We start from the raw sequence: 23,125 nt of genomic DNA on the forward strand, positions 1-23,125 counted from the left end.
CGTCAACGTTTTCATTAGATGTAAACACTACTATTCCAAAAGTATAGCTAGAGCCTCGGCACCTGTCAAATAATCTTTCTCCTTACATAATAAGCGAACATATGCTGAACAATGACCTTGCCTACCGCAAAGATTGGCACAGCCAGAATCATCCCGATAATGCCTGCAATTTCCCCGCCGACAAGCAAAGCGAATATAATGGATAAAGGATGCATATGCAGCGTTCGTCCCACAACCTGAGGCGATATCACATTCCCTTCAAGGATTTGGCACAGCGTATTGATTATGGCGACCAGTATAACCATTTTGAGAGAAACAGTCGATGCCATCAGTATTGCGGGAGCTGCACCGAAGAACGGTCCCATATAGGGAATTACATTCGTAATGGCAACAATGCCTGCAAGCAATAAAGCATAAGGCATCCCAATAATCAAATAGCCGCAATACGCAAGAATGCCAACAATGACGCAAACGAGAAACTGTCCTCGGATGTAGCTTCCCAGTGCGGAATCAATATCTTTCAGCAGCCGGACCGTATTTTTTCGATGCGTTTTCGGTACATAGGTAATGACCGTACGCTCAAACACTTCGAAATCCTTTAATATATAGAAGGCAAGAAAAGGAATGATGAACGCGATGAACACTGCGTTCAGCATAGATCCGATATTATTCACAAAATCTAACAAGCTCTCCGAGAGCATTTTTTCAATATGAACCAGCGTTTTATTCATACCGCCTCGAATGCTTTCCGGCAAAAAGGAAGTATTGTTTATATCGGTTACGATATCCTGTGCACGCATCGACAGCTCCGGCACATGCCGGTTAAGCTCCTGCACCTGCTCGATGAACATTGGAATTAAATTAATTAACAGCACGGTTATTACCGCACAAAATACAGCATAAATAAGCAGCACCGCAATCGTTCTCGGCATCTTTCTCTCATGCAGCAGCGTAACGACAGGATTAAGCACATAAGAGATAATCATGGCAATAATAAAAGGCGCGAGCACAGCTCGCAAGAAAACATACACATTAAGGATAAGAGGCTTGATAAGCAGCAATAAATAGATAGCGAGCAAGCTTAGTATGAAATAAATGAGCCAAACGAACAGACGGTTCTTCGTAAACCGTTCCACCGTCCTCACCTCCGAACTAGCTTTTTCCAATTTTGCCACAGGCAAACTAGAACTAATTCAGTATATGTACAAGCAATGAAATTCATCCGTAACCACAAAAAAAAGACGGCCAAGGACCGTCTTTCGATTATCATATTTATGGATAAAGCTCGTTAATTCACATGCACTTCATGCACATCTGATAATTCTTCTTCAAAGAACAAATCGTCAAGCGAGCTTAACGTACCGTCCTCTTCCACTTGGTAAACCGACATTTTCTCGCCGTTGACTGTCAGTTCAATGAAACAGCCCCAGCAATAAAACTGATGGGAACCAATTTTTCCGATATCTTTGGAATTACAGTTCGGACATCTCATCATATTTAATTTCTCCCTATCCTTTGAAATTGGAAGCTGCGACAGGCTCCAATTCCGCTTCACTGACAGCAGGAACAATAATCGCGTCTTCCCCGAGTAACACGGCATCCGGATCACTCGGCGCTCTCAGCCATTTACGCCCTTCCATCACATCCGAAACAAAACCGTCCGTAAGCTCGTAGCCTATTATTTGTGTACCCTGATTTGGGTAAAAATAAACATCCGATACGCGTCCAAGTTGCAAACCCTGAACCGTGACTACGGGTAAATCCTTTAATTTCACTAATCCTGTGTAAAAAGAACGCAGCAATTGCTTCGACTTCATCCGAATGATCGCTTCTTCACTTGCTATGATAACGGTGTCCTCTCCGCAGGATAACACGTCGGTCCACGCGACTATTTTCACAGATGAAGCAAACCATTTCGCACACTCCAGTATGAGACCATTCAACTGCCAATGCTCATCAAACCAAGCATCCTTAACGGTTCCGACCTGCTTGCCGGAATGAATTACGATAACGGGAAGCCCAATAAGCTGTTGAAGTTTAATCACGCTTAGCCGGAGTCCTCCTAGTAGTTATTACGAATACGCCTCACGATCGTTCCAATTTTCAGTGCGGCTTCTTCTAATTCCTCTAAAGTATTCCCCAAACCAAAGCTAAATCTTACAGCCGATTGTATTCGCTCTTCCGATACATGCATGGCACGCAGAACGTGTGACCGCTCCAGCGCACCCGATGTGCAAGCTGATCCGCTTGCTGCGGCAATGCCTTCCATATCCAGATTCATCAGCATCGTTTCTGTGTCAACGCCAATAAAGCTGACATTCACGATATGCGGCAAATACTGACTCTCATGACCATTAACGACAACGGGAACCGGGACATGCTCTTGCAATAACTCTACCCATCTTTTACGAAGCTCGTCCATAAAAGGTTGCTTCTTTTCACGTTCTTTCACAGAAATTTCAACAGCCTCGGCGAAACCGACGATGCCTGCAATATTTTCTGTGCCTGCACGCCGCTTTCGTTCCTGTGACCCGCCGTGCTGAATGGCTTCCAGCAGCGTTCCATTCGTCACATAAAGCGCGCCTACGCCTTGTGGTCCGTTAATCTTGTGAGCAGAAAAGCTCATCAAGTCAACAGGAAGCTCATTCAGCCGAGATGTGCTCCATCCTAGTGTTTGTACTCCATCCACATGATAAAGCGCTCCGCCTGCTCTTGCAATTGCGCCTATTTCCTCTATATGCTGCAAGGTTCCAACTTCGTTATTTCCGTGCATAATGCTAATTAATGCCGTTTCCGGCGTCATCGCATCCTTGACTAGCTGAGGCGCTGTTTGTCCAGCGCTGTCAATTGGAAGCACTGTAAGGCTGAAGCCTTCTTCCCTGCTCAGCCACTCGCATGTATGAAGAACAGCGTGATGCTCACCCGCTGATGTAATGATATGGGTCTTGCCTTGCTTGCGCTGCGCTCTAGCGGCGCCGATTATAGCAGCATTATCGCTTTCTGTTCCGCCTGAGGTGAACATCAGCTCTGCAGGCTTGCAGCCAATGGCAGCCGCTATACGGTCCCGCGAGCGATTGAGCTGCTGCTTCGCTGCTCTTCCGAACGCATGCATACTCGACGAATTGCCGCCAGGCCCCTGCATGACCTCCAGCATTGCTTTCGCAACATCTGGATGCATGGGGGTCGTGGCTGCATGATCAAAATAATATGTTTTCATCGGTCAGCTTCCTTAAATGTAGAACATATAGCTGTCTGGTTTTCCTTCGTCCTCGAAAGAGATAAGATCAGCAAGTGTTGTCGAATCAAGTACATCTGCAATGCTGTCACGAATTCTGAGCCATAAATGACGCTTTGCAGGATCATCCTCTTCCGTGAAGTCCACTGGCGAAATAGGACCCTCGAGAATACGAATAATATCGCCTGATGTAATGCTTTCAGGGTCTTTAGACAAAATATAACCGCCATAGGCGCCTCGAATGCTTTTGACTAGCCCTGCATTGCGAAGCGGCGCAACCAATTGCTCTAAATAGTGTTCGGATAGGTTATTGCGTTCTGCGATACTTTTAAGCGAAGTTGGACCTTCGCCAAATTTAGCCGCTAGCTCCATCATAATCGTTAAGCCATAGCGGCCTTTCGTTGATATCTTCAAATTGGCACCTCTTTTATTTATTATTTGAGTCATTTCATGAGTTGTACAAATAATTGTTATATCTCTGTATTCCCATATCACTTCTATGTTAACATATCATACCCACATCGTGTGCAAAAAGGTTGACATCTTCATGAAAAAGATTTCATCCTATGTTACAATGAGAGGTGTTTCATTCAACAAGGTGGTGTTTACGATGGAAAAACCAAATGGTTCGACAAGAGTTGTTGTCGGCATGTCTGGCGGAGTCGATTCCTCTGTCACGGCGCTGCTGCTTAAGCAGCAAGGCTACGACGTTGTCGGCATATTTATGAAAAACTGGGACGATACCGATGAACTCGGACACTGCACGGCTGAAGAGGATTCAGAAGACGTACGCCGCGTATGTGAACAAATCGGCATTCCCTATTATACCGTTAATTTCGAACGGCAATATTTCGACAAGGTGTTTACCTATTTCCTTGACGAGTACAAGCGTGGTCGGACACCTAACCCGGATGTCATGTGCAATCGCGAAATTAAGTTTGGCGATTTCTTGCAGCGGGCTATGGAGCTTGGTGCCGATTACTTGGCAACCGGCCATTATGCGCGTGTTGAACGCTCGGAGGATGGACAGACCAAGCTGCTTCGCGGCATAGACTCCAACAAGGACCAGACGTATTTCTTAAGCGCGCTCAATCAGAAGCAGCTTGCGAAAGCGATGTTCCCGATCGGGCATCTTCCTAAACCGGAAGTGCGCCGCATCGCTGAGGAGGCCGGCTTGTATACGGCCAAGAAAAAGGACAGCACCGGTGTCTGCTTTATAGGCGAACGAAATTTCAAAACATTCCTCAGCGGCTATTTGCCTGCGCAGTCGGGCGATATGATTGATATTCGCAATGGCGAGAACAAGGGACGCCATGATGGCCTTATGTATTATACACTTGGTCAGCGTCAAGGACTAGGAATCGGCGGATCGGGTTCAGGTGAGCCTTGGTTTGTTGCCGATAAGGATTTGGAACGCAATATTTTGTATGTCGTGCAGGGCGAGCAGCATCCGAGTCTTTACTCCGAGAGCTTGTCTGCCACCGGCATGAATTGGATATTGCCAACCAGTGATGCCGCTACAATCCGCTGCACAGCCAAATTCCGCTACCGCCAAGCAGATCAAGCGGTAACAGTCACGATTGGGCCGGATAACACCGCTCATATAGTATTCGATAAGCCGCAGAAGGCGATTACTCCCGGACAAGCGGTTGTGCTTTACGACGGTGAGGTTTGTCTTGGCGGAGGTACGATCGATAAGGTTCAGAAGATCGAAAGCGAAGCATTTCTAGCTCAACAAGCGTAACAATAAATTTCGTTATCTTTAACAGCTTTCGATCATAATAAAACAGTCGAGCAGGATGAATCCGGCTCGACTGTTTTTTATTATAGTTCTCTTTTTCCTTTTTCAATTACTCCATTTGCTCTTCTGACTACCGTCCTTGCTGCTCTGCTCATTCTTCCGTTCTCGACTTCTGCAAACAATCAGGCGAGTAATGCGCAAATGTTCCGTTTCCTCGATTCTAAATTCATATCCGCTGGGGTGGGCTATTCGTTGATTGATTACCGGCGGCGTATCTAGTGTTGAATATACCCAGCCGCCAATCGTATCACAATCATCTGTACCAATATCAAGTCCAAAGAAACTGTTTACTTCCTCAATGAGCATTAATCCACTAATCGAATAAGTGCCATCTTCCCTTTTTTCCAAAGGATCTCGTTCCTCATCAAATTCATCTTGAATTTCACCAACAATTTCCTCCATAATATCCTCCAGCGTCACAAGTCCGGAGGTACCGCCGTATTCATCAATCAAAATCGCGATTTGCGATTTGCGCTTTTGCATAAGCTTCAATAAGGTACTGATCTGCATCGATTCAGGTACTGTTGTAATCGGCCTTGTTATTTGTTTAATATCGTGCAGGGCATTGGAATTATCCTTCAGCAAATCTTTAATATGAACAAAGCCAATAATATTGTCTTTGTCGTTCTCACATACTGGGTATCGCGTCAGCAATTGCTCCAAAGCTATTTTTTTATTGTCAGCGAGAGTAAGACTCGTATTTAAACAAATCATTTCCGTACGAGGAATCATGATCTCACGTGCATTGGTTTCGGTAAATTCGAAAATATTATCGACTAGCGTGAGCTCCGTATTGTCTATTAATCCGTTTTTGTGGCTTTCCTTCATCAGTATTCTAATTTCATCCTCCGTATGGGCAGCATCCTTCTCGGTTACCGCCTCTACGCCGATTAGTTGGAGAAGCTGATTGGCCATGCCATTCAGCAGCCACAGGAAGGGATACATTATTTTGTAGAAATAAACAAGCGGCATTGCCGCTATCATCGTAATCGTCTCCGATTTGCGAATCGCTATCGTTTTGGGTGCTAATTCTCCCAATACAATATGAAGCACCGTAATGAAGACGAATGCCAAGAAATATGAGCTCACTTGAATGACAGTCATGTTGTGGAATCCAACCCAAACAAACATTGGCTCAATCGTTCTTGCGATAATCGGTTCGCCGACCCAGCCAAGACTGAGCGAGGCCAGTGTAATGCCCAGCTGGCACGCTGACAAATAAGCATCTAAATTGCCCATCAGATGAGCTGCGAGCTTTGCGAAATAATGTCCTTCGGCTGCGAGCGCATGAATTCGACTGCCTCGAACCTTAACCATTGCGAATTCGGCTGCAACAAAAAAACCATTCATCACGATTAACAACAAAATAAGCGCCAGTGACAAAGCGAGCGGTAAAGGGTCACTCAACGATTCCCTGCTTATCACCCTCCTCCTGCCGGAGTGATAACAGGTGCACCTCCTTTTGAAACAAAGATACGGCAATCTTTGTGTAATGTGTGAACACTTCATGCTGACAAGCCGCCGTGTCAAACGATACCGTTATTCCTATTTCGATGACTGTATTTATGTGTATTCGTTATAGGCTAGCCATTATACGCTATTTTATGGAGTTTTTTCTCGCTTAATAATTTGCCGAGCCAACACACTATTCATCAAAAGTTCATAAAGCCGCAACGAATTGCTCAATTATTGATCGGAAAGGCCGTTCTTAATCTGCTATAATTGCAATCAACATGCTTACGAAGCGAGTTTTGCTTCACAAAACTTTAAGCTTATGCTTTCGAAGTGAGTTTTGCTTCACAAAACTTTGAGCTTATGCTTTCGAAGCGAGTTTTGCTTCACAAAACTTTGAGCTTATGCTTTCGAAGCGAGTTTTGCTTCACAAAACTTTGAGCTTATGCTTACGAAGTGAGTTTTGCTTCACAAAACTTTAAGCTTATGCTTACGAAGTGAGTTTTGCTTCACAAAACTTTAAGGAGGATTCAAATGAAAAGAATATTATTTATTTTCCTAGCTGCTTTGTGGCTTATGCCCAGCGTTGCGATGGCACATTCAAAAATAGAATTGGCAGTGCCGGCACAGGATGAGACACTGGATGCGTCACCTCAGCAGATTGAGATGACTTTTAACACTAAGATCGAGAAGCTGAGCAACTTCAAGCTGTTTAATGCTGCCGGTGAAGAAATGGATACCGAGAAAGCAGAAGTTAATGGCGCAACTATGAGCGGCAAGGTACTCTCCGAGCTGCCTAATGGGATTTATACGGTCAAATGGACCATTATCGGAGCAGATGGTCATTCTGTGGAAGGAAATTATTCATTTACAGTCGAAGCGCCAATTGTTGAGCCTACGGTAGAGCCGACTCCTGAACCGGAAGCAACGACGACGCCAATTGAAACAACCGCTCCTTCTCCTGAAGCAACTGCTGATCAAGGCGCAGCTACTGAAAATACGGACAATACCAATTACACGCCTACTATAATCATCGGCGCTATTATTGTCGTTGCGGCATTATTCTTGCTTCTTCGGAGGCGTAAATAATGATCTACGTTAGCGAAGGCCTTCTATATATTTGCTTCGCTATTTTGACAGGAGCTTTAATACTGCGAATCGTGCCGGAGAACAGAAGACCTACGGTCCACGTTCCGGATGGCTTGCTGCTAGCTTGCGTAATAGCGATTCCTATTTTGTCTTTTGTCCCGATTCATCAGCTTGCCCTTTTATTTACCAAAGACTTTGATATGTCTTACGGCGCTGTTCTCAAAAGTATATTGCTTGATATTAATTCCGGCAAAGCCTGGCTGTGGACAGCCATTGGCTCTGCTGGCCTCGCATTTTTACTGGGCCTGAAATCCTTCCGCAATGACAAGCATATGCCCAAGGTTGCGTTATTTGTAACCCTTCTTCTAATCGTATGGCTCGGATATGCGAGCCACGCTTCGGCTCTTTATGGCTTGAAAGGGTTGATTACGCACGCTGCGCATTTCCTTGCAGTAAGCGTGTGGATTGGTATTTTGTTCGTGATTAGCTGGTTTTCCAAAGATCAAGCCAACTGGCCTGCTTTTCTGAAGTGGTTTTCGCCCGTTGCGATTGTTTCCGTTCTGATCACACTGATAGCTGGAATTCTGCTTATGTCATTCACGACATCAAACTATGTAGAAGCATGGATACTTCCATATGGGCAAACACTGCTCATTAAGCATTTGCTTATCGTTCCTTTACTGGTTTTTGCCTACACAAACGGGTTCAAATATAAGAAGCTGGCCGACCGTGATTCTTCCTTTAATCCAAAGCGCTGGCTGCAGGCGGAGAGCATATTCGCACTACTGGTTCTTGCAGCAACGAGTGTGCTCGGACGGCAGGCGCCGCCTCACACGGTCAAGGAAACACTTCAAACCGTAGCGCCTTCTCCCTTATTTACGGCATTATACAAAGGTCAATTCAGTCCCGATATTACATTGCACTTCACGCTTTATTTGGAGAGTATTCTCATGTTCGCGGCAGCAGCGCTTATGGTTATCGGCCTTATTTGGATGTATAACTCCAAACGCTTAATACCTGCTTTAATAATGGGAATGTTCATCGCCGTATTTGGTTATTTCGGATTGATGTTCTCCATTGCTTTGTAGAGTACTTCCCCCATATTATTAAAAAAGCCGAACAGGTTTGCTATACCTGTTCGGCTTTTTTTGAACGTGTTGCTGCTTGCTTGCGTCAGCAGATTACGAGAGAGGGAAAGCCTTCGCCGTATGAGCTCATATCCGCCATTCCCCCTGATAATAGAGCTAATTTCTAGCTCTATTTCACCAAAAGTAACCAAAGTTTGTGGAATAGAGCTAGTTTCTAGCTCTATTCCGTTCAGAATCTGCCATACGAGCTCATATCCGCCATTTTTCCTGATAATAGAGCTAATTTCTAGCTCTATTTCGCCAAAACTAACCAAAGTTTGTGGAATAGAGCTAGTTTCTAGCTCTATTCCGTTCAGCATCTGCCATACGAGAACATATCTGCCATTTTCCCTGATAATAGAGCTAGTTTCTAGCTCTATTTCACCAAAAGTAACCAAAGTTTGTGGAATAGAGCTAGTTTTAGAGCTAGAATAAAAAGTGGACACCTGTTAAGGAGAAATGGATAATTTACTTAACGAAGAAAGAGGTGTCCTTTATGGGGGAGCAACGTCAACGATTTAATGAAGATTTTAAGAAGCAAACGGTTAAATATATTCAGGATCAGACGAAGTCCGTACCGGAGATTGCTACAGAATTAAATATTTCCTCGAGTACTGTACACAAATGGTTAGCCAAGTACCGAGAATTCGACAATGAATCTTTAGCAAACCCCGAGAAAGTTCGTCAATTAGAACAACAATTAAAAGAGAAAGAACGCGAAAATCAACTGAAAGAGCGAGCGCTAGCAGATCTCCAAGAAGAATTGGCCATTTTAAAAAAGGCTCTGCACATCTTCAGCAAAGAAAAGAACTAAGGTTCCAATTTGTCGAAGATCATCGCTCTGAGTATCGACTAGAGAAGATGTGCAAGGTCATGGAGATTTCTCGGAGCGGTTATTATAAGTGGAAACTAGCTAAACCTAGTGAGCAAAAGCTTCGCAAGGCAGCTGTAATCGAGCGAATCACCGATCATTTCCATGATACCAAAGGGATCTATGGTAGTCCGAAGATTACCCATATGCTCTCGTTAGAGGGCATAAACACCTGTGAACGTACGGTAAGCAACTACATGAATGAGGTAGGATTGCGTTCCTGTGTTTCAAGGAAATTCAGAGTAAACACCACCGATTCCAACCATGACCAACCTGTAGTTCCGAACATCCTGAATCAACAGTTTGCTACAGAGGAGCCTAACCGGGTGTGGGCAGCGGATATTACCTACATTCCTTGTCGTGAAGGACGACTTTATTTGGCCAGTGTTCTCGACCTCTGTACACGTGAAATTGTAGGTTGGCGGCTTGCTGCTCGAATGACTGTTGAACTTGTCCTTGGCGCATTAGAAGATGCTTTTAAGACGAAAAAACCCAAAAAGGGACTTATCCATCACTCCGATCGTGGTTCGCAGTATGCTTCTGCCGAATATCGAGAAAAGCTTTCCTCCTATAAGATGACAGCCAGCATGAGCCGTAAAGGTAACTGTTATGACAACGCGAGTATGGAATCTTTTCATAGCGTACTCAAGAAAGAGCTGGTTTACTGCAAGACATTCAAGACGAAGAAGCAAGCTTATGATGAAATATTCCAATACATTGAGCTTTTCTATAATCGCAAACGTATCCATAGCTCACTTGGCTATTTATCACCAGTTCGCTTTGCTGCGCTTTTTCATAAGAAAAAGCGCTAGCTAATTCTTCTAAATAAGTGTCCACTTTATTGACAGAGGTCCATTTCTAGCTCTATTCCGTTCAGCATCTGCCATACGAGCTCATATCCGCCATTCCCCCTGATAATAGAGCTAATTTCTAGCTCTATTTCACCAAAAGTAACCAGAGTTTGTAGAATAGAGCTAGTTTCTAGCTCTATTCACTCAACATTCGTCGTTCGAACTCCTATCCGCTATTTACTTCCATCGTTTTTATTGTTGGTTTTTGCGTTTCTGCTGGTTTTGCTTTATTTTGTCCTCCATACCTTGCTCAGTTGCCTTATAGAAACTGATTCCGCCCAGCGTGTCGGGCAAATACTGCTGCTTCACATAATGATTGGGGTAATCATGCGGGTATTTATACCCCTGATGTCCGAGTTGCTGAGCTCCGCTGTAATGCGTATCACGCAAATGCAGAGGTACCGCCGCTCCCCCAGCACGCTCAATTGCAGCCTCAGCATTGCCGATTGCTATTGCAGTAGCGTTTGATTTCGGACTTTCCACTGCAAACAGAATCGCTTGCGAGATATTATATTTGGCCTCCGGCCAGCCGATCTTATGATAAGCATCCATCGCGGTAACCGACTGAATCATAGCCTGTGGATTAGCAAGGCCAATGTCCTCGCTGCAAGCCACGATCAGCCTGCGCAGGAAGGTCATCGGATCCATTCCCAACTTCTCCACGGCATACAGAAACCAGAATAATGCCGCATCGCTTGAGCCCCGTATACTTTTGTGAAAAGCCGAGAGCACATCGTATTGCGTCGACAGGTCAGCACGAATGCTCGGCTTCCTGATCGATTCCTGAGCTACCTCAAGCGTCAAGCGGACAGAACCATCCATCTCCGATGGCGTAGTCACTGCGGCAAGCTCCAGCGCGTTAAGCGCGCGACGTATATCTCCTCCAGCCATAGCTGAAATATGCCGAAGCGCATCCTCATCCGCATGCAGGTCCATAAACCCTAAACCCCGATCACGATCGGCTAACGCCCTCTTCATAGCTTCATAGGCATGCTCCTCGCCCAGCGGCTCAAGCTGAAAGAGCGTCGAGCGAGAAAGCAATGCTCCATTCACATGGTGAAATGGATTTTCGGTTGTAGCTCCAATGAAAATGATAATTCCCTGTTCAACAGCTGGAAGCAGCGCGTCCTGTCTGGCTGTATTAAAGCGATGGACCTCATCCAAAAACAAAATCGTTTTCTTACCGTACATCGCTTTATTTGTGCGTGCCAGATCAATCACTTCCCGCACGTCCTTAACCGAGGCGTCTACTGCGTTTAATTTAACGAATTCACCTGCAGTACGGACGGAAATGATATGCGCAAGCGTCGTTTTTCCGCAGCCTGGGGGACCGTATAACAAAATGGATGAAACTTGATCTCCTTCAATCGCTCTCCGGAGCAGTTTTCCTTCTCCTACTATATGTTCTTGTCCAATATATTCATCTAAAGTTTGCGGCCGCATTCGGTCAGCAAGCAGCCGTGCACGCGGAGCCTCTGTCTCTTGATAAGAAAATAAATCCATCTAGCCTCACAACCTTCTTCAGTCTGTTACCTCGATCATAGCATACAAGCACATTTGTTCGCTAGATTTGCTAGGATGACAACACTAAATCACATTTGCGCGGTTTACAAAATTTGGGACAATGAGTATAATATTGCTGTCGAATAATTGTATTTTGTAATAAAAGTGTATATTTTGTAATTAATAAGTCTAAAGACATGGGGAGGTTGATGTATTTTGTTTAAATTTGTCGAAAATGAAAAAGAAATTGAGGTTTTTAATGACATTTGGACTAGTGTATGGAAGGAAAAGGGATATGAATTAGAATATAGCGATCATCCCTTGGCGAGATACATTATTGTAACACCTGACGGCCAATACATAGGTACCGCTGAAATAAATTCATTTAACAAAAACTGCAGCTCCTTAATGAAAGTGGCTACGCTTCATAAACATATACTTGCTGCTGCCGAGAAAGGCTTGGTAGCCGAAATCGATAAGATCGCCCTGCTGAAATCTTATCGAGGCAGCTATTTGTCCGATCTCTTATCCTCCATCGTATTTTTTGCTGATCAGCATCATTATCGTTATTTCGTTTCCTTGCTGGAGCCAGTCTTCTATCGTGCGCTGCGTGTCAGCTTTCGAATTCCTATGGAGAAGATCGGAAATGAAACGTATTATAAGGGCGATTATGTTATTCCCGTTCTCTTCGATACCCATCAAATGTATATGAACATGCCATCATTCAATTGGCTCAAGTATCCAAGCTGATTTCATTCCAGTTTAGTGCAATATATTGTGATCAAAAAAAAGCCGCATGAGCAGAAGAGCATATGCGCTCCTCACTCAATACGGCTAATTCAATCCCTTTATTCATCAGATATACTTTGCAAGTATACTGCTATTTAATATTCAATGCCGCCACTCTTAAGCAAATCCTTCACTACGACGCTAACCATAATTAGTCCAGCGACGGGAGGAACGAATGCATTGCTGGCAGGAGGCTGCTTTGCTTTACGAATTTCAGGCGCATTGTCCGGAACGATCCGTTTCGTCACATCTTCACGCGGCTTCATGGGAAGCTCCGTTGAGAATACGACCTTCACGCCCTTTTTGATGCCTTCCTGACGTAATTTCGTACGGATGACCCGCGCTAGAGGATCTGTGTGTGTCTTTGAAATATCAACGACTTGAAATTTGGTCGGATCCATTTTGTTTGCAGCACCCATGCTTGAAATAATAGGTATTTTCCGCTCCAAGCATTGCTTGATCAAATGGATTTTGTACGAAATCGTGTCGGATGCGTCAACGACGTAATCAAGTGGATACTCAAAAAATTGCTCGTACGTTTCTTCTGTGTAGAACATCCGCAGCGCTACCACATCGCAATCCGGATTAATAAGCTTAATTCGGTCGCGCATGAGATCTGCTTTCGGCTGTCCCACCGTTGTCGTAAGCGCGTGAATCTGCCGATTGACGTTCGTGATATCCACAACGTCCTTATCAATTAGAATGATTCGTCCCACGCCCGTACGTGCAAGAGCCTCAGCAGCTATTCCGCCAACGCCGCCGATGCCGAGCACGGCAACCGTGCTCCCCTTCATAAGCGCAAGCCCTTCTGGCCCGATAGCCAGCTCTGTACGTGAAAATTGGTGAAGCATTAGGCTGCCGCCTCCTTAGCATTGATCAATTATTATTCTTTTGTTTCTGCTGCAGCATTTGCTGCGGCAACGGGTTGCTTAGCCTTAAGCACAGTCCGGATATGAAGCTGCTCCAGCTGGGATAGTTCAACCTCAGACGGCGCATCGCAAAGCAAATCTGTCGCGCTTGCCGTTTTCGGGAATGCAATTGTCTCGCGCAGGTTCGTACGGCCTGTTAGAAGCATAACCAGACGGTCGAAGCCAAACGCGATACCACCATGCGGAGGCGTGCCATATTCGAAAGCGTCAAGCAAGAAACCAAATTTCTCTTGCGCCTCTTCCATGCTAAAGCCGAGTGCTTTGAACATTTGCTCTTGAACCTCGCGTTTATAAATACGCATGGAGCCGCCGCCTACTTCATAGCCATTCAATACAAGGTCATACGCTTGTGCGCGAATTTGTCCTGGGTCCGTTTCGAAGAAATGAAGGTCATCTTCATTCGGACGTGTGAATGGATGATGTTCCGCTACATAACGCTTCGCATCCTCATCCCAGCCAAGAAGCGGGAAGTCCACGACCCAAGCAAATTTGAATTTGGATTCGTCGATCAAGCCCAGATCCTTACCGAGCTTCGAACGAAGGTTGCCAAGAACGTCTGCAACTACTTTCTTCTTATCCGCAGAGAAAGTGAGCAAATCACCATCTTCTACTTGCAAACGCTCCGTCAATGCAGCAATTTCCTCCGGCTTAAGGAATTTAACGATCGGTCCGCGCCATTCGCCTTCCTTCACCGTAATCCAAGCTAGACCTTTACCGCCATAACGTGCAGCGAACGGCTGCAGATCATCCAGCTCTTTACGGCTCCAGCTTGCACAGCCTTTAGCATTCAATGCTTTTACAACGCCGCCGCCTGCTGCAACGCTTGCGAATACTTTCACGTCGCTAGCAGCTACGATATCTGTAATATCTTCAATTTCAAGTCCAAAACGGAGATCAGGCTTATCAGAGCCGTATTTGTTCATAGCATCTGCATACGTAATGCGTTGGAACGGAAGCTCAAGCTCAACTCCGACCGTCTCGCGAAGGAGCTTAGCCGTAAGCTGTTCCATCATAGCAAGCAATTGGTCCTGTGACAGGAATGATGTCTCGATGTCCACTTGCGTGAATTCCGGTTGACGGTCTGCACGAAGATCCTCATCTCGGAAGCAGCGAGCGATTTGATAATAACGCTCAATACCGCCTACCATTAGAAGCTGCTTGAAAATTTGCGGCGATTGCGGCAATGCGAAGAACTCGCCTTCATGCACACGGCTTGGCACCAAATAATCACGCGCGCCTTCCGGCGTGCTCTTCGTAAGAATCGGTGTTTCAACGTCGATAAAGCCTTCTCCGTCCAAGAAATCACGGAATACTTTCGCTGCTTTGGAGCGAAGGAACAACGTTTTTTGCATTTCTGGACGACGCAGGTCCAGGTAACGATATTTCAAGCGAAGTGACTCATCCACTTCAACGCCGTCTTCAATTGGAAACGGAGGTGTTTTGGCAGCGTTCATCACTTCAATCTTAGTAACGCGAACTTCTATTTCGCCTGTTGCCAGGTTTGCATTGTACGTTTCAGCGTCACGTTCTACAACTGTACCCTCAATCGCAAGCACGAATTCGTTGCGGGCGCGATCTGCAATAGCCAACGCATCGCCGGAGAAATCCGGGTTAAATACAGTTTGAACAATACCTGAACGGTCGCGCAAATCAATGAATAGGACGCCTCCAAGATCGCGGCGACGTTGTACCCAGCCGTTAAGGATGACGCTTTGGCCTACATCCGCTTTCGTTAAGCGGCCGCAGTGATGTGTTTTTAGCAACATAATTTTTCATTCTCCTCATTTAGTTAATTTAGTTAATTATTTTATTGCTTCTTGCTTAACCGCTTATTTCATCAGCAAGTTTGTCTATGGCAACGAAACGCTGCTCGCCCTTGCTCATATCTTTTAATGCAATTTCACCGCGCACAAGCTCATCATCGCCAAGAATGGCCGTATAACGAGCCTGAAGGCGGTCTGCCGATTTCATTTGGGCTTTCATCTTGCGACCCAGGTAATCACGTTCCGCACGTATGCCGCGTCCTCTAAGCTGGTACACGAGCTTTGTAACTTCGCGTTCAGCAGCCTCGCCAAGCGCAACAAGATAAACGTCGACTTGATTGGCTGCAGGCAGCTCGGTCTGCTGATGCTGCAGAAGCAATATCGTCCTCTCAAGTCCAAGGCCAAGACCAACTCCAGGCTGGTCAGGACCGCCAATATCCGCTACAAGCCCATTATAGCGGCCCCCGCCGCCAATCGTATCGATAGCGCCGATCCCTTCCGCTTTATATTCGAAAGCGGTGTGAGTGTAGTAGTCCAATCCACGAACAAGCCGGTGATTGATTTCATACGGAATTCCCATATCCGACAAATACATCTTGACCTTGTCGAAATGAATTTGGCATTCCTCATCCAAGCTGTCCAGAATGGACGGCGCTTCGACAAAATGCTCTTGATCGACCTTGCAATCCAGTACACGGAGCGGATTACGATCCATTCTTGATTGACAGTCCTTGCAAAGCAGAGCCCGCTTCGGCTCCAAGAAGGCAAGCAGACGCTCGCGGAATACAGCACGAACGGCAGGAGTGCCGACGGAATTGATTTCAACTCGAACACCTTTCAGGCCAACCTCCGTATAGAAGGTATAACCCAAGGCGATAACCTCTGCATCAATAGCCGGATCAACAGAGCCAATTGCTTCGACGCCGAATTGATGCAGCTGGCGATAACGTCCCGCCTGCGGCCGTTCATAACGAAACATAGGTCCGATATAATAAAGCTTCGATACGTCAGGCTCGCCATAAAGCTTGTTTTCCACATAAGATCGTACAACGCCTGCTGTACCCTCAGGACGAAGCGTTAAGCTGCGGTCTCCTCGATCGGTGAACGTATACATCTCTTTCTCTACGATATCCGTTGTCTCGCCAACGCCACGCTGAAAAAGCTCTGTCGACTCGAAAATCGGCGTCCGTATTTCCCGGAAATTGTAGCGTCCGCAAATATCGCGTGCTTTTTGCTCCACGTACTGCCATCTCTCTACGGCACCTGGCAATATATCCTGCGTTCCCGGTGATTTCTGAAATGCCATTATTAACCCCTCCTGACCCCTTATTTCTGCCTAATCAACATCAGAAAACACAAAAAAACTCTCGTTCCTAACAGCTTGCGCCGAAAGGGACGAGAGTATAGCTCCCGTGGTACCACCCACATTCCGAGCATGCATCACATGCATAGCCCGCTTCAAGACGGTTAACGCCCGTCAATCGCATTACAGCTACTAAACGTCCGATTTAAGCATCGTGCTTATACCTTCCGCGCTTTCGCCGTATGTTCTCCGGGAGGTCTGTTCATTCCACCGATATAAGGACGCTTGCAGCCAATTGACGTCCCTCTCTGAGTATAGCGTGAAGAATTACTTTGTCCCATCAACGAATCCTATTCATAAGTAAATCATATTGATAATTTATTTTACCTGTCGCGATGCTTAAAGTCAACATTCATCTGCCCATTGACGATAGACAACAGAGCATCTAACAAAAATGGACAGAAAAAAACCTACAAAACCAGTTTGTAGGTCCAAAAGTAAAATATATTTTTAAAAAGGGGGTCGAATTTCATTATAGGTTAATGATGTTAAAGGAAAGTTAGAGATTGATTACAATAATATTACAAATTAGAAAGCGTTTTTATGTAGAAGACGGCCAACCAAGCTATAAGCTTGGCGGCCATCTTCGTTAAGGCTATACATGCCCAGGATTGTCACGGCGCGGCTGTTGAGGAAAGCCTGCCCACTCTTCTGCGACCTCAATATCATCTTCCAGCTCTGCAAACACCTTTGCCTCTCTGCGGTCCGGATGCAGCAGCCTTCTAGACATACGTTCCATTCCTTGTTCCTTGCGTGATTGATGCATACGCGGTAGTCCTCCCATACAGCATACCGCCTGCGCAGCGTAAGTAGCAGCCATGCAAGCTTACTGTATATTGTTTCCCACGTCCGCTTTATTAAGCGCCGCTTTGCAAAATTAACGTTACTGGACCAGAGTTCACAAGCTCAACATCCATCATCGCCCCAAAGCGTCCGGTTTCCACGATTAGCCCTAGTCCGCGCAGCGCGTCATTAAACTTATCGTATAGCTCCTCCGCCTGCTCCGGCCTTGCTGCAGCCATAAAATTGGGCCGATTGCCCTTGCGGCTGTCTCCGTATAAGGTAAACTGCGAAACCGACAGCAGCTGTCCACCAATATCGGTTACGGAGTGATTCATTTTACCGGATTCATCTTCAAAAATACGCAGATTTGCGATCTTGTTCGCCATCCAGCGGACATCCTCTTCCGTATCTTCATGTGTTAAACCAACTAACAGCACGAGCCCGAAATCAATTGCACCGACTGTTTCGCCCTCAATGATGACTTTCGCCCGCTTGCTGCGCTGCACGACTACCTTCACTTCACTAAACCTCCGATATCCAATCTCATTGTATACTGCATGCAGTTCCCTATTATTGCATAATACGCTGCACCGTATAAATGTCCTGAACACGTTTTATTTTTTCAACGACCGCTGATAAATGATCCACATTGCTAATAAGCACCGTCATATGGATCAAAGACATTTTGTTCTTCACCGTCCGAGCGGTTACGGTAGATATGTTCGTTTTGCTCTCTGATACAGCTTGCAGCACTTCGTTTAGAAGCCCTCTGCGGTCACTGCCTGTTATCTCGATGTCCACGCTATAATTAGCCTCAATGGACTCTTCCCATTCAACCTCAATAACGCGATCGCCCTCTTCGCCTTGGTCGCCAAACGGGATGTTCTGGCAATCCATTCGGTGGACGGATACTCCGCGCCCGCGTGTAATGTAGCCGATAATGTCATCACCAGGCACAGGGTTGCAGCAGCGTGCAAAACGGACGAGCAAATTATCAATTCCCCTAACCGTCACGCCTTGATTCAGTCTTGTCTTCCGGTTCCCCGGCGACTTTATTTCCTTTACTTCATTCGTTAATTCTATTTGGCTCGCAAGCTCAGCTTCCCTGCGCATCTTCTCGGTTAGCTTGGTACAAATTTGAGCTGCCGTAATGCCGCCAAAGCCAATAGCCGACATCATATCTTCTGTATCATTAAAAGCAAATTTGGCCGCAGCCTCCTGCAGCTTATCTTCCGTAAGCCATACAAACGGCTCAAGACCGAGGCGCTTCAGCTCCCGCTCAAGCAAATCCCTGCCCTTAGCAACGTTTTCCTCACGTCTTTCCTTCTTAAACCATTGCCTGATTTTGCTTCTCGCATGCGAGGATTGTGTAATCTTCACCCAATCCTGACTTGGACCATAAGAATGCTTGGACGTTAAAATTTCAACGATGTCGCCGGTCTTCAGCTTATGATCGAGCGGAACAATGCGACCGTTCACCTTCGCGCCAATCGTCCGGTTGCCAACTTCTGTATGGATTCGGTACGCAAAATCAAGCGGTACGGAACCCGCTGGCAGCTCAATAACCTCGCCGCTTGGCGTAAATACGAACACCAAGTCGGAGAAAAAATCCATCTTCAAGGATTCCATAAATTCTGACGCATCTCGAGCTTCTTGTTGAAGCTCCAAAATTTCGCGGAACCATGACATTTTGTCCTCGAAGTTGCCGCCCGGCACAAGCGAGCCTTCCTTGTATGCCCAATGGGCCGCGATTCCGTACTCGGAGGTGCGGTGCATATCCCATGTTCGAATCTGAACCTCTGTAGGCTCTCCATTTGGTCCTATTACTGTCGTATGAAGCGATTGATACATATTCGCCTTCGGCATCGCCACATAGTCCTTAAAGCGGCCTGGCATCGGCTTCCATAGTGTATGGATAATTCCGAGTGTCGCATAACAATCCTTGATGTTTTCCACAATGATGCGAATAGCAAGCAAATCGTAGATTTCAGTAAATTGCTTATTGCGGTCGGTCATTTTTTTGTAAATGCTGTATAGATGTTTAGGGCGTCCCGAAATATCGCCTTCGATGCCCATTTCTTCCATCTTCTCCGTAATGCGCGAGATGACATCTGCAATAAACTGCTCGCGTTCCGCACGCTTCTTCTTCATCAAGTTAGCAATACGGTAATATTGCTGTGGGTTCAAGTATCGAAGCGCAATATCTTCCATTTCCCACTTGATAGCCGATATACCAAGACGATGAGCGATCGGACAAAAAATTTCCAGCGTTTCATAAGCAATACGACGCTGTGCTTCCTCTGATTGAAATTTAAGCGTCCGCATATTATGCAGTCGATCCGCTAATTTAATGAGAATAACGCGTATGTCCTGCGCCATTGCGACAAACATTTTACGATAATTTTCGTTCTGCTGTTCTTCTTTGGAACGAAATTGAATTTTCTCGAGCTTCGTTAGACCGTCTACCAGCATCGCACAGGTTTCGCCAAATTTCGAATGAACCGTTTTTAGGTCCACCGTCGTATCTTCAACGACATCATGAAGCAATGCCGCAATAATAGACAGCACGTCCATTTGCATATCAACAAGTATTTCCGCAACCGCAACGGGGTGCAATATATATGGCTCTCCCGATTTCCGCACTTGTCCGTGATGAGCTTGCTCCGCAAAATCATAGGCTTCCTGGATGCGTATAAGGTCCTGCTCTTTCATATAGGCGGATGCCTTCTCTAGTAAATGCTCAATGCCCATGAAACGTCCCTTTCTGAATACACTCCTGGCGGATCCCATTCATGCGTTTTCCGAGTTTTTATAATATTATGCCTGTAATAATGGTGTTACGTCAACTGCTGGAGCCCTGCATGAATAAAATAAAACCGCCTTTTCCTCACGCTGGATGCGTATTAGGCCAAAGGCGGTCATTTTCGAGCCGACTTGCGCCGCTCTTCTTATTAGTAAGTCATCAACGAGAATACGTCGATTCCGTCAAGTTTCTCGCGACCAGTCAAATAAGACAGCTCGATCAAGAACGCTGCGCCAACCACATTGCCGCCAAGCTGACGAATGAGGTTGATCGAAGTTGCAATCGTTCCTCCTGTTGCTAGCAAATCATCAGCAATCAGTACACGTTGGCCTGGTGTGATGGCATCTTTGTGCATAGCAAGCTCATCCTTGCCATACTCCAAATCATAGGTCGCTGTAATCGTTTCGCCTGGCAGCTTGCCAGTCTTGCGAATAGGAGCAAAGCCTACGCCCAATGCTAATGCCAGCGGCGCTCCAACTACGAAGCCGCGAGCTTCAGGTCCAGCAATAATATCAATTTGAAGGTCTTGAACAGCTGCACGCATTTCCTCAATAGCAGCGCGATAAGCTCCTCCGTCCTTTAGCAGCGTTGTAATGTCTTTGAAACGGATTCCTGGCTGCGGGAAATCATGAATTACCCGGATGTAATCTTTAAAATTGTAAGTTGTGTTCGACATATTCTGTCAACCCTTTCCATTTCAGCATTATCTTTTTATGAATTACTTATACCGATACTCGCGACTGCTCTGACTGTTGTTTTGCCAGTACATAGCGCTTAGATGATGATAAATCTCTTTTTTGCGGCGCTGCTGCCGCAACCATATATCCATTAGACCGTTCGATAAATTGCAGTTCCTCGAAGATATCGAGCATAAGCTGCACCATTTCTACAGATAATCCGCAGCTCTTCGATAAACGTTCTTCCAATCCACGCACAGGTGCTGATCCCAGCTTTCTTAGCTGCTGGTACACAACTCCAAATTGCTCGCGTTCTGGGAACGTTTCTTCCGCAGCGGGATCGTAGTGAAGGTCATGAAGCTGCAGTTGGGGCTTCCGTTGACCATTCCATTCATTGACTGACAATTCGCCAATCGCGTCAATTTTACATCCAGGACGAAGCTCATTCGCCAGCATACCCATACTAAAGCCAATACCATCCAGCAAGCGGCGTCCGCTGCCAAGTGAAAGCTTTAAGTGCTTAAACTCCTTGCCAATCGCTCTACGGTCAGCAAGCTCAGCACCTTGGAATAGAAGCCGAGGCGAAGGATTGCCCATGCCAAACGGCTCAAGAAGCGATAGCTCCGTAATCGTATCGAGCGTTGCTTCGCCAACCGAGCATATAAGATCAACCGTTGTTTTTGGTATCCAGTCATCAGGCGTCAGCCATTCCGTCGATAACTCGCATAGTCTTTGTTCAAACAAGGCGAGCTGATCGCGATGAAGACTCATGCCTGCCGCCGCCTGATGTCCGCCATAGTGATCGAGCAGCTCATCGCAAGCGGTTAATGCCTTATGAAGATCAAAGCCTTCTATGGAACGCGCTGAGCCCTTGCACATCCCTGTTTGCCCATCTATACCAAGTATAATAACCGGCTTATAATTACGTTCAAGCAGCTTGGAAGCTACAATGCCAATAACCCCTACGTTCCAGCCTTCACCTGCCAGGACGATCACTGAAGGCGATGCAAGGCCTGCTGTTTCAGCTTCTGTACATTTGGCCATCCATTGCTCTTCCGCTTCCTTGACAATGCTTTCCACGATGCGCTGTCGTTCCTTATTTAAGTTGTCCAGCCCAGCCGCTGCCAGAATGGCATTGTCGTAGTCCTCGGTTGTCAGCAGCTCAACCGCACGCTTGGCATGATCCAGTCGGCCAGCTGCATTAATGCGCGGAGCCATACCGAATGCTACACCGGTCGCTGTTAATCCCTCCAGCTCAATCCCGCCGGCCTCAGCTAATGCTTGGAATCCCGTTCTCGTATTGCTTCGCAAGCGTTCAAGGCCATAGCGAACCAATATTCGATTCTCATCGATCAGGGGCATAAGATCGGCAATTGTGCCTAAGCTGACAATATCAGCCCATTCCAATGGAGGACGTCCAAGCATAGCATGTGCCAGCTTAAAGGCTACACCGACACCAGCAAGCCCTTTAAAGGGATAGCTGCATCCCTCTTGCTTCGGATTAACGACTGCTATTGCGTTAGGGATTTGTTCAGGAGGCTCATGATGATCGGTAACAACCACATCAATGCCAAGCTCCTTGGCGTATGCAATTTCGTCAACTGCGCTGATGCCAGTATCGACCGTTACGATCAATCGTATGCCGTCATCCGCTGCAAGCTCAATTGCTTTGCGATTCAATCCGTAACCCTCAACCGAACGATGCGGGATATAATAGTCGAAATCATAGTCTAATAAGCGAAACAGAAAAACGAGCAATGACGTGCTAGACACACCGTCCGCGTCATAATCTCCATAAATTCTAATTTTCTCATTACGTTCTGCAGCAAGCTTAATGCGTTCAACCGCTTCCTTCATGCCTAACAGCAAAAAAGGATCATGGAATAGCTCTTGTCCACCTCTTAAAAACTGCTCTGCCGCCTCCGCCTCCGCAAACCCGCGCTGTACAAGCAATCGGGAAACGAGAGGCGGAAGCTTCAACTGCAAAGCTAGATTTTTGGCCAGACTTTCATTACTCTCAGACCACGGTGCTACAGCCCAGCGTGTTTTCCTTTTAATCATGTTGCGATCTCCTCTCCTGCTGTCGGCA

Annotated in this window: 22 protein-coding genes; 6 read left to right on the forward strand and 16 right to left on the reverse strand. The window is 46.2% G+C overall.

Annotation, left to right across the window (positions count from 1 at the left end):
• Positions 1-65: 65 nt before the first annotated feature.
• From CEF13_RS20765 to cymR, 5 genes are all read right to left on the reverse strand, one after another.
• Entirely contained in the window at positions 66-1,136 is a 1,071-nt protein-coding gene (locus CEF13_RS20765; RefSeq protein WP_102713572.1) for an AI-2E family transporter, read from the reverse strand.
• Positions 1,137-1,288: 152 nt separating this feature from the next.
• Entirely contained in the window at positions 1,289-1,495 is a 207-nt protein-coding gene (locus CEF13_RS20770) for a hypothetical protein (RefSeq protein WP_102713574.1), read from the reverse strand.
• Positions 1,496-1,508: 13 nt separating this feature from the next.
• Positions 1,509-2,045 carry a PRC-barrel domain-containing protein gene (locus CEF13_RS20775; RefSeq protein ID WP_102713576.1) on the reverse strand — a complete coding sequence of 179 codons (537 nt, stop codon included), beginning with the start codon at positions 2,043-2,045 and terminating at the stop codon, positions 1,509-1,511.
• A 17-nt stretch (positions 2,046-2,062) separates the two neighbouring features.
• Positions 2,063-3,217: a cysteine desulfurase family protein gene (locus CEF13_RS20780; RefSeq protein WP_102713578.1), complete on the reverse strand. Its 1,155-nt coding sequence runs from the start codon at positions 3,215-3,217 to the stop codon at positions 2,063-2,065.
• 12 nt (positions 3,218-3,229) lie between these two features.
• On the reverse strand, positions 3,230-3,649 hold the full coding sequence (gene cymR, locus CEF13_RS20785; RefSeq protein WP_102713580.1) for a cysteine metabolism transcriptional regulator CymR: 420 nt from the start codon (positions 3,647-3,649) through the stop codon (positions 3,230-3,232).
• 196 nt (positions 3,650-3,845) lie between these two features.
• Between cymR and mnmA the strand changes: the two genes are divergently transcribed.
• Positions 3,846-4,979, forward strand: coding sequence for a tRNA 2-thiouridine(34) synthase MnmA (mnmA, locus tag CEF13_RS20790; RefSeq protein ID WP_102713582.1), 1,134 nt, complete (start codon positions 3,846-3,848; stop codon positions 4,977-4,979).
• A gap of 102 nt (positions 4,980-5,081) precedes the next feature.
• On the opposite strand, the gene CEF13_RS20795 is transcribed toward mnmA, so the two are convergent.
• A complete protein-coding gene (locus tag CEF13_RS20795; RefSeq protein WP_243864246.1) occupies positions 5,082-6,443 on the reverse strand; it encodes a hemolysin family protein in 1,362 nt (453 codons plus the stop codon).
• Between the two features lie 579 nt (positions 6,444-7,022).
• On the opposite strand from CEF13_RS20795, the gene CEF13_RS20800 reads away from it, so the two are divergent.
• Both CEF13_RS20800 and CEF13_RS20805 read left to right on the forward strand, forming a co-directional pair.
• Positions 7,023-7,577 (forward strand): copper resistance CopC family protein, encoded by a 555-nt coding sequence (locus CEF13_RS20800; protein WP_102713586.1) that lies wholly within the window; start codon positions 7,023-7,025, stop codon positions 7,575-7,577.
• Entirely contained in the window at positions 7,577-8,665 is a 1,089-nt protein-coding gene (locus CEF13_RS20805; protein ID WP_102713588.1) for a copper resistance D family protein, read from the forward strand. Before CEF13_RS20800 ends, CEF13_RS20805 begins: the two co-directional genes overlap by 1 nt.
• On the opposite strand, the gene CEF13_RS20810 is transcribed toward CEF13_RS20805, so the two are convergent.
• Positions 8,632-9,102 carry a hypothetical protein gene (locus tag CEF13_RS20810; protein WP_146022744.1) on the reverse strand — a complete coding sequence of 157 codons (471 nt, stop codon included), beginning with the start codon at positions 9,100-9,102 and terminating at the stop codon, positions 8,632-8,634. The two genes, CEF13_RS20805 and CEF13_RS20810, sit on opposite strands and share 34 nt — an antisense overlap.
• Positions 9,103-9,200: 98 nt before the next feature.
• Between CEF13_RS20810 and CEF13_RS20815 the strand changes: the two genes are divergently transcribed.
• Together CEF13_RS20815 and CEF13_RS20820 are read left to right on the forward strand one after the other, a co-directional pair.
• Positions 9,201-9,518, forward strand: a complete 318-nt coding sequence (locus CEF13_RS20815; RefSeq protein WP_102709085.1) for a transposase — start codon at positions 9,201-9,203, stop codon at positions 9,516-9,518.
• The gene (locus tag CEF13_RS20820) at positions 9,467-10,387 is read left to right on the forward strand and encodes an IS3 family transposase (RefSeq protein ID WP_244917170.1); all 921 of its coding nucleotides are present in this window, start codon (positions 9,467-9,469) and stop codon (positions 10,385-10,387) included. Before CEF13_RS20815 ends, CEF13_RS20820 begins: the two co-directional genes overlap by 52 nt.
• A gap of 231 nt (positions 10,388-10,618) precedes the next feature.
• Here CEF13_RS20820 and CEF13_RS20825 read toward each other — a convergent pair whose 3' ends face one another.
• Positions 10,619-11,929, reverse strand: a complete 1,311-nt coding sequence (locus CEF13_RS20825; RefSeq protein WP_102713594.1) for a replication-associated recombination protein A — start codon at positions 11,927-11,929, stop codon at positions 10,619-10,621.
• Between the two features lie 216 nt (positions 11,930-12,145).
• Between CEF13_RS20825 and CEF13_RS20830 the strand changes: the two genes are divergently transcribed.
• Positions 12,146-12,679 (forward strand): hypothetical protein, encoded by a 534-nt coding sequence (locus tag CEF13_RS20830; protein ID WP_102713596.1) that lies wholly within the window; start codon positions 12,146-12,148, stop codon positions 12,677-12,679.
• Positions 12,680-12,813: 134 nt separating this feature from the next.
• Here the strand turns inward: CEF13_RS20830 and CEF13_RS20835 are convergent, their stop codons facing one another.
• The 8 genes from CEF13_RS20835 to recJ all read right to left on the reverse strand — a co-directional run bounded on the left by CEF13_RS20835 (position 12,814) and on the right by recJ (position 23,097).
• A complete protein-coding gene (locus CEF13_RS20835; RefSeq protein WP_102713598.1) occupies positions 12,814-13,569 on the reverse strand; it encodes a tRNA threonylcarbamoyladenosine dehydratase in 756 nt (251 codons plus the stop codon).
• Positions 13,570-13,601: 32 nt separating this feature from the next.
• Positions 13,602-15,413, reverse strand: a complete 1,812-nt coding sequence (aspS, locus tag CEF13_RS20840) for an aspartate--tRNA ligase (protein ID WP_102713600.1) — start codon at positions 15,411-15,413, stop codon at positions 13,602-13,604.
• Positions 15,414-15,468: 55 nt separating this feature from the next.
• A complete protein-coding gene (gene hisS / locus CEF13_RS20845; RefSeq protein WP_102713602.1) occupies positions 15,469-16,716 on the reverse strand; it encodes a histidine--tRNA ligase in 1,248 nt (415 codons plus the stop codon).
• Positions 16,717-17,368: 652 nt separating this feature from the next.
• On the reverse strand, positions 17,369-17,539 hold the full coding sequence (locus CEF13_RS28900; RefSeq protein WP_166742735.1) for a hypothetical protein: 171 nt from the start codon (positions 17,537-17,539) through the stop codon (positions 17,369-17,371).
• A gap of 91 nt (positions 17,540-17,630) precedes the next feature.
• Positions 17,631-18,074 (reverse strand): D-aminoacyl-tRNA deacylase, encoded by a 444-nt coding sequence (gene dtd, locus CEF13_RS20850; RefSeq protein ID WP_102713604.1) that lies wholly within the window; start codon positions 18,072-18,074, stop codon positions 17,631-17,633.
• Positions 18,075-18,126: 52 nt separating this feature from the next.
• Positions 18,127-20,307, reverse strand: a complete 2,181-nt coding sequence (locus tag CEF13_RS20855) for a RelA/SpoT family protein (protein ID WP_102713606.1) — start codon at positions 20,305-20,307, stop codon at positions 18,127-18,129.
• Between the two features lie 200 nt (positions 20,308-20,507).
• Positions 20,508-21,035 carry an adenine phosphoribosyltransferase gene (locus tag CEF13_RS20860; protein ID WP_102713608.1) on the reverse strand — a complete coding sequence of 176 codons (528 nt, stop codon included), beginning with the start codon at positions 21,033-21,035 and terminating at the stop codon, positions 20,508-20,510.
• Positions 21,036-21,081: 46 nt separating this feature from the next.
• Positions 21,082-23,097, reverse strand: a complete 2,016-nt coding sequence (gene recJ / locus CEF13_RS20865; RefSeq protein WP_102713610.1) for a single-stranded-DNA-specific exonuclease RecJ — start codon at positions 23,095-23,097, stop codon at positions 21,082-21,084.
• Between the last annotated feature and the right edge of the window lie 28 nt (positions 23,098-23,125).

Origin of the sequence: Paenibacillus castaneae (genome assembly GCF_002884445.1) — a bacterium.
In the GTDB taxonomy this organism is placed as follows: Bacteria; Bacillota; Bacilli; order Paenibacillales; family Paenibacillaceae; genus Pristimantibacillus; species Pristimantibacillus castaneae.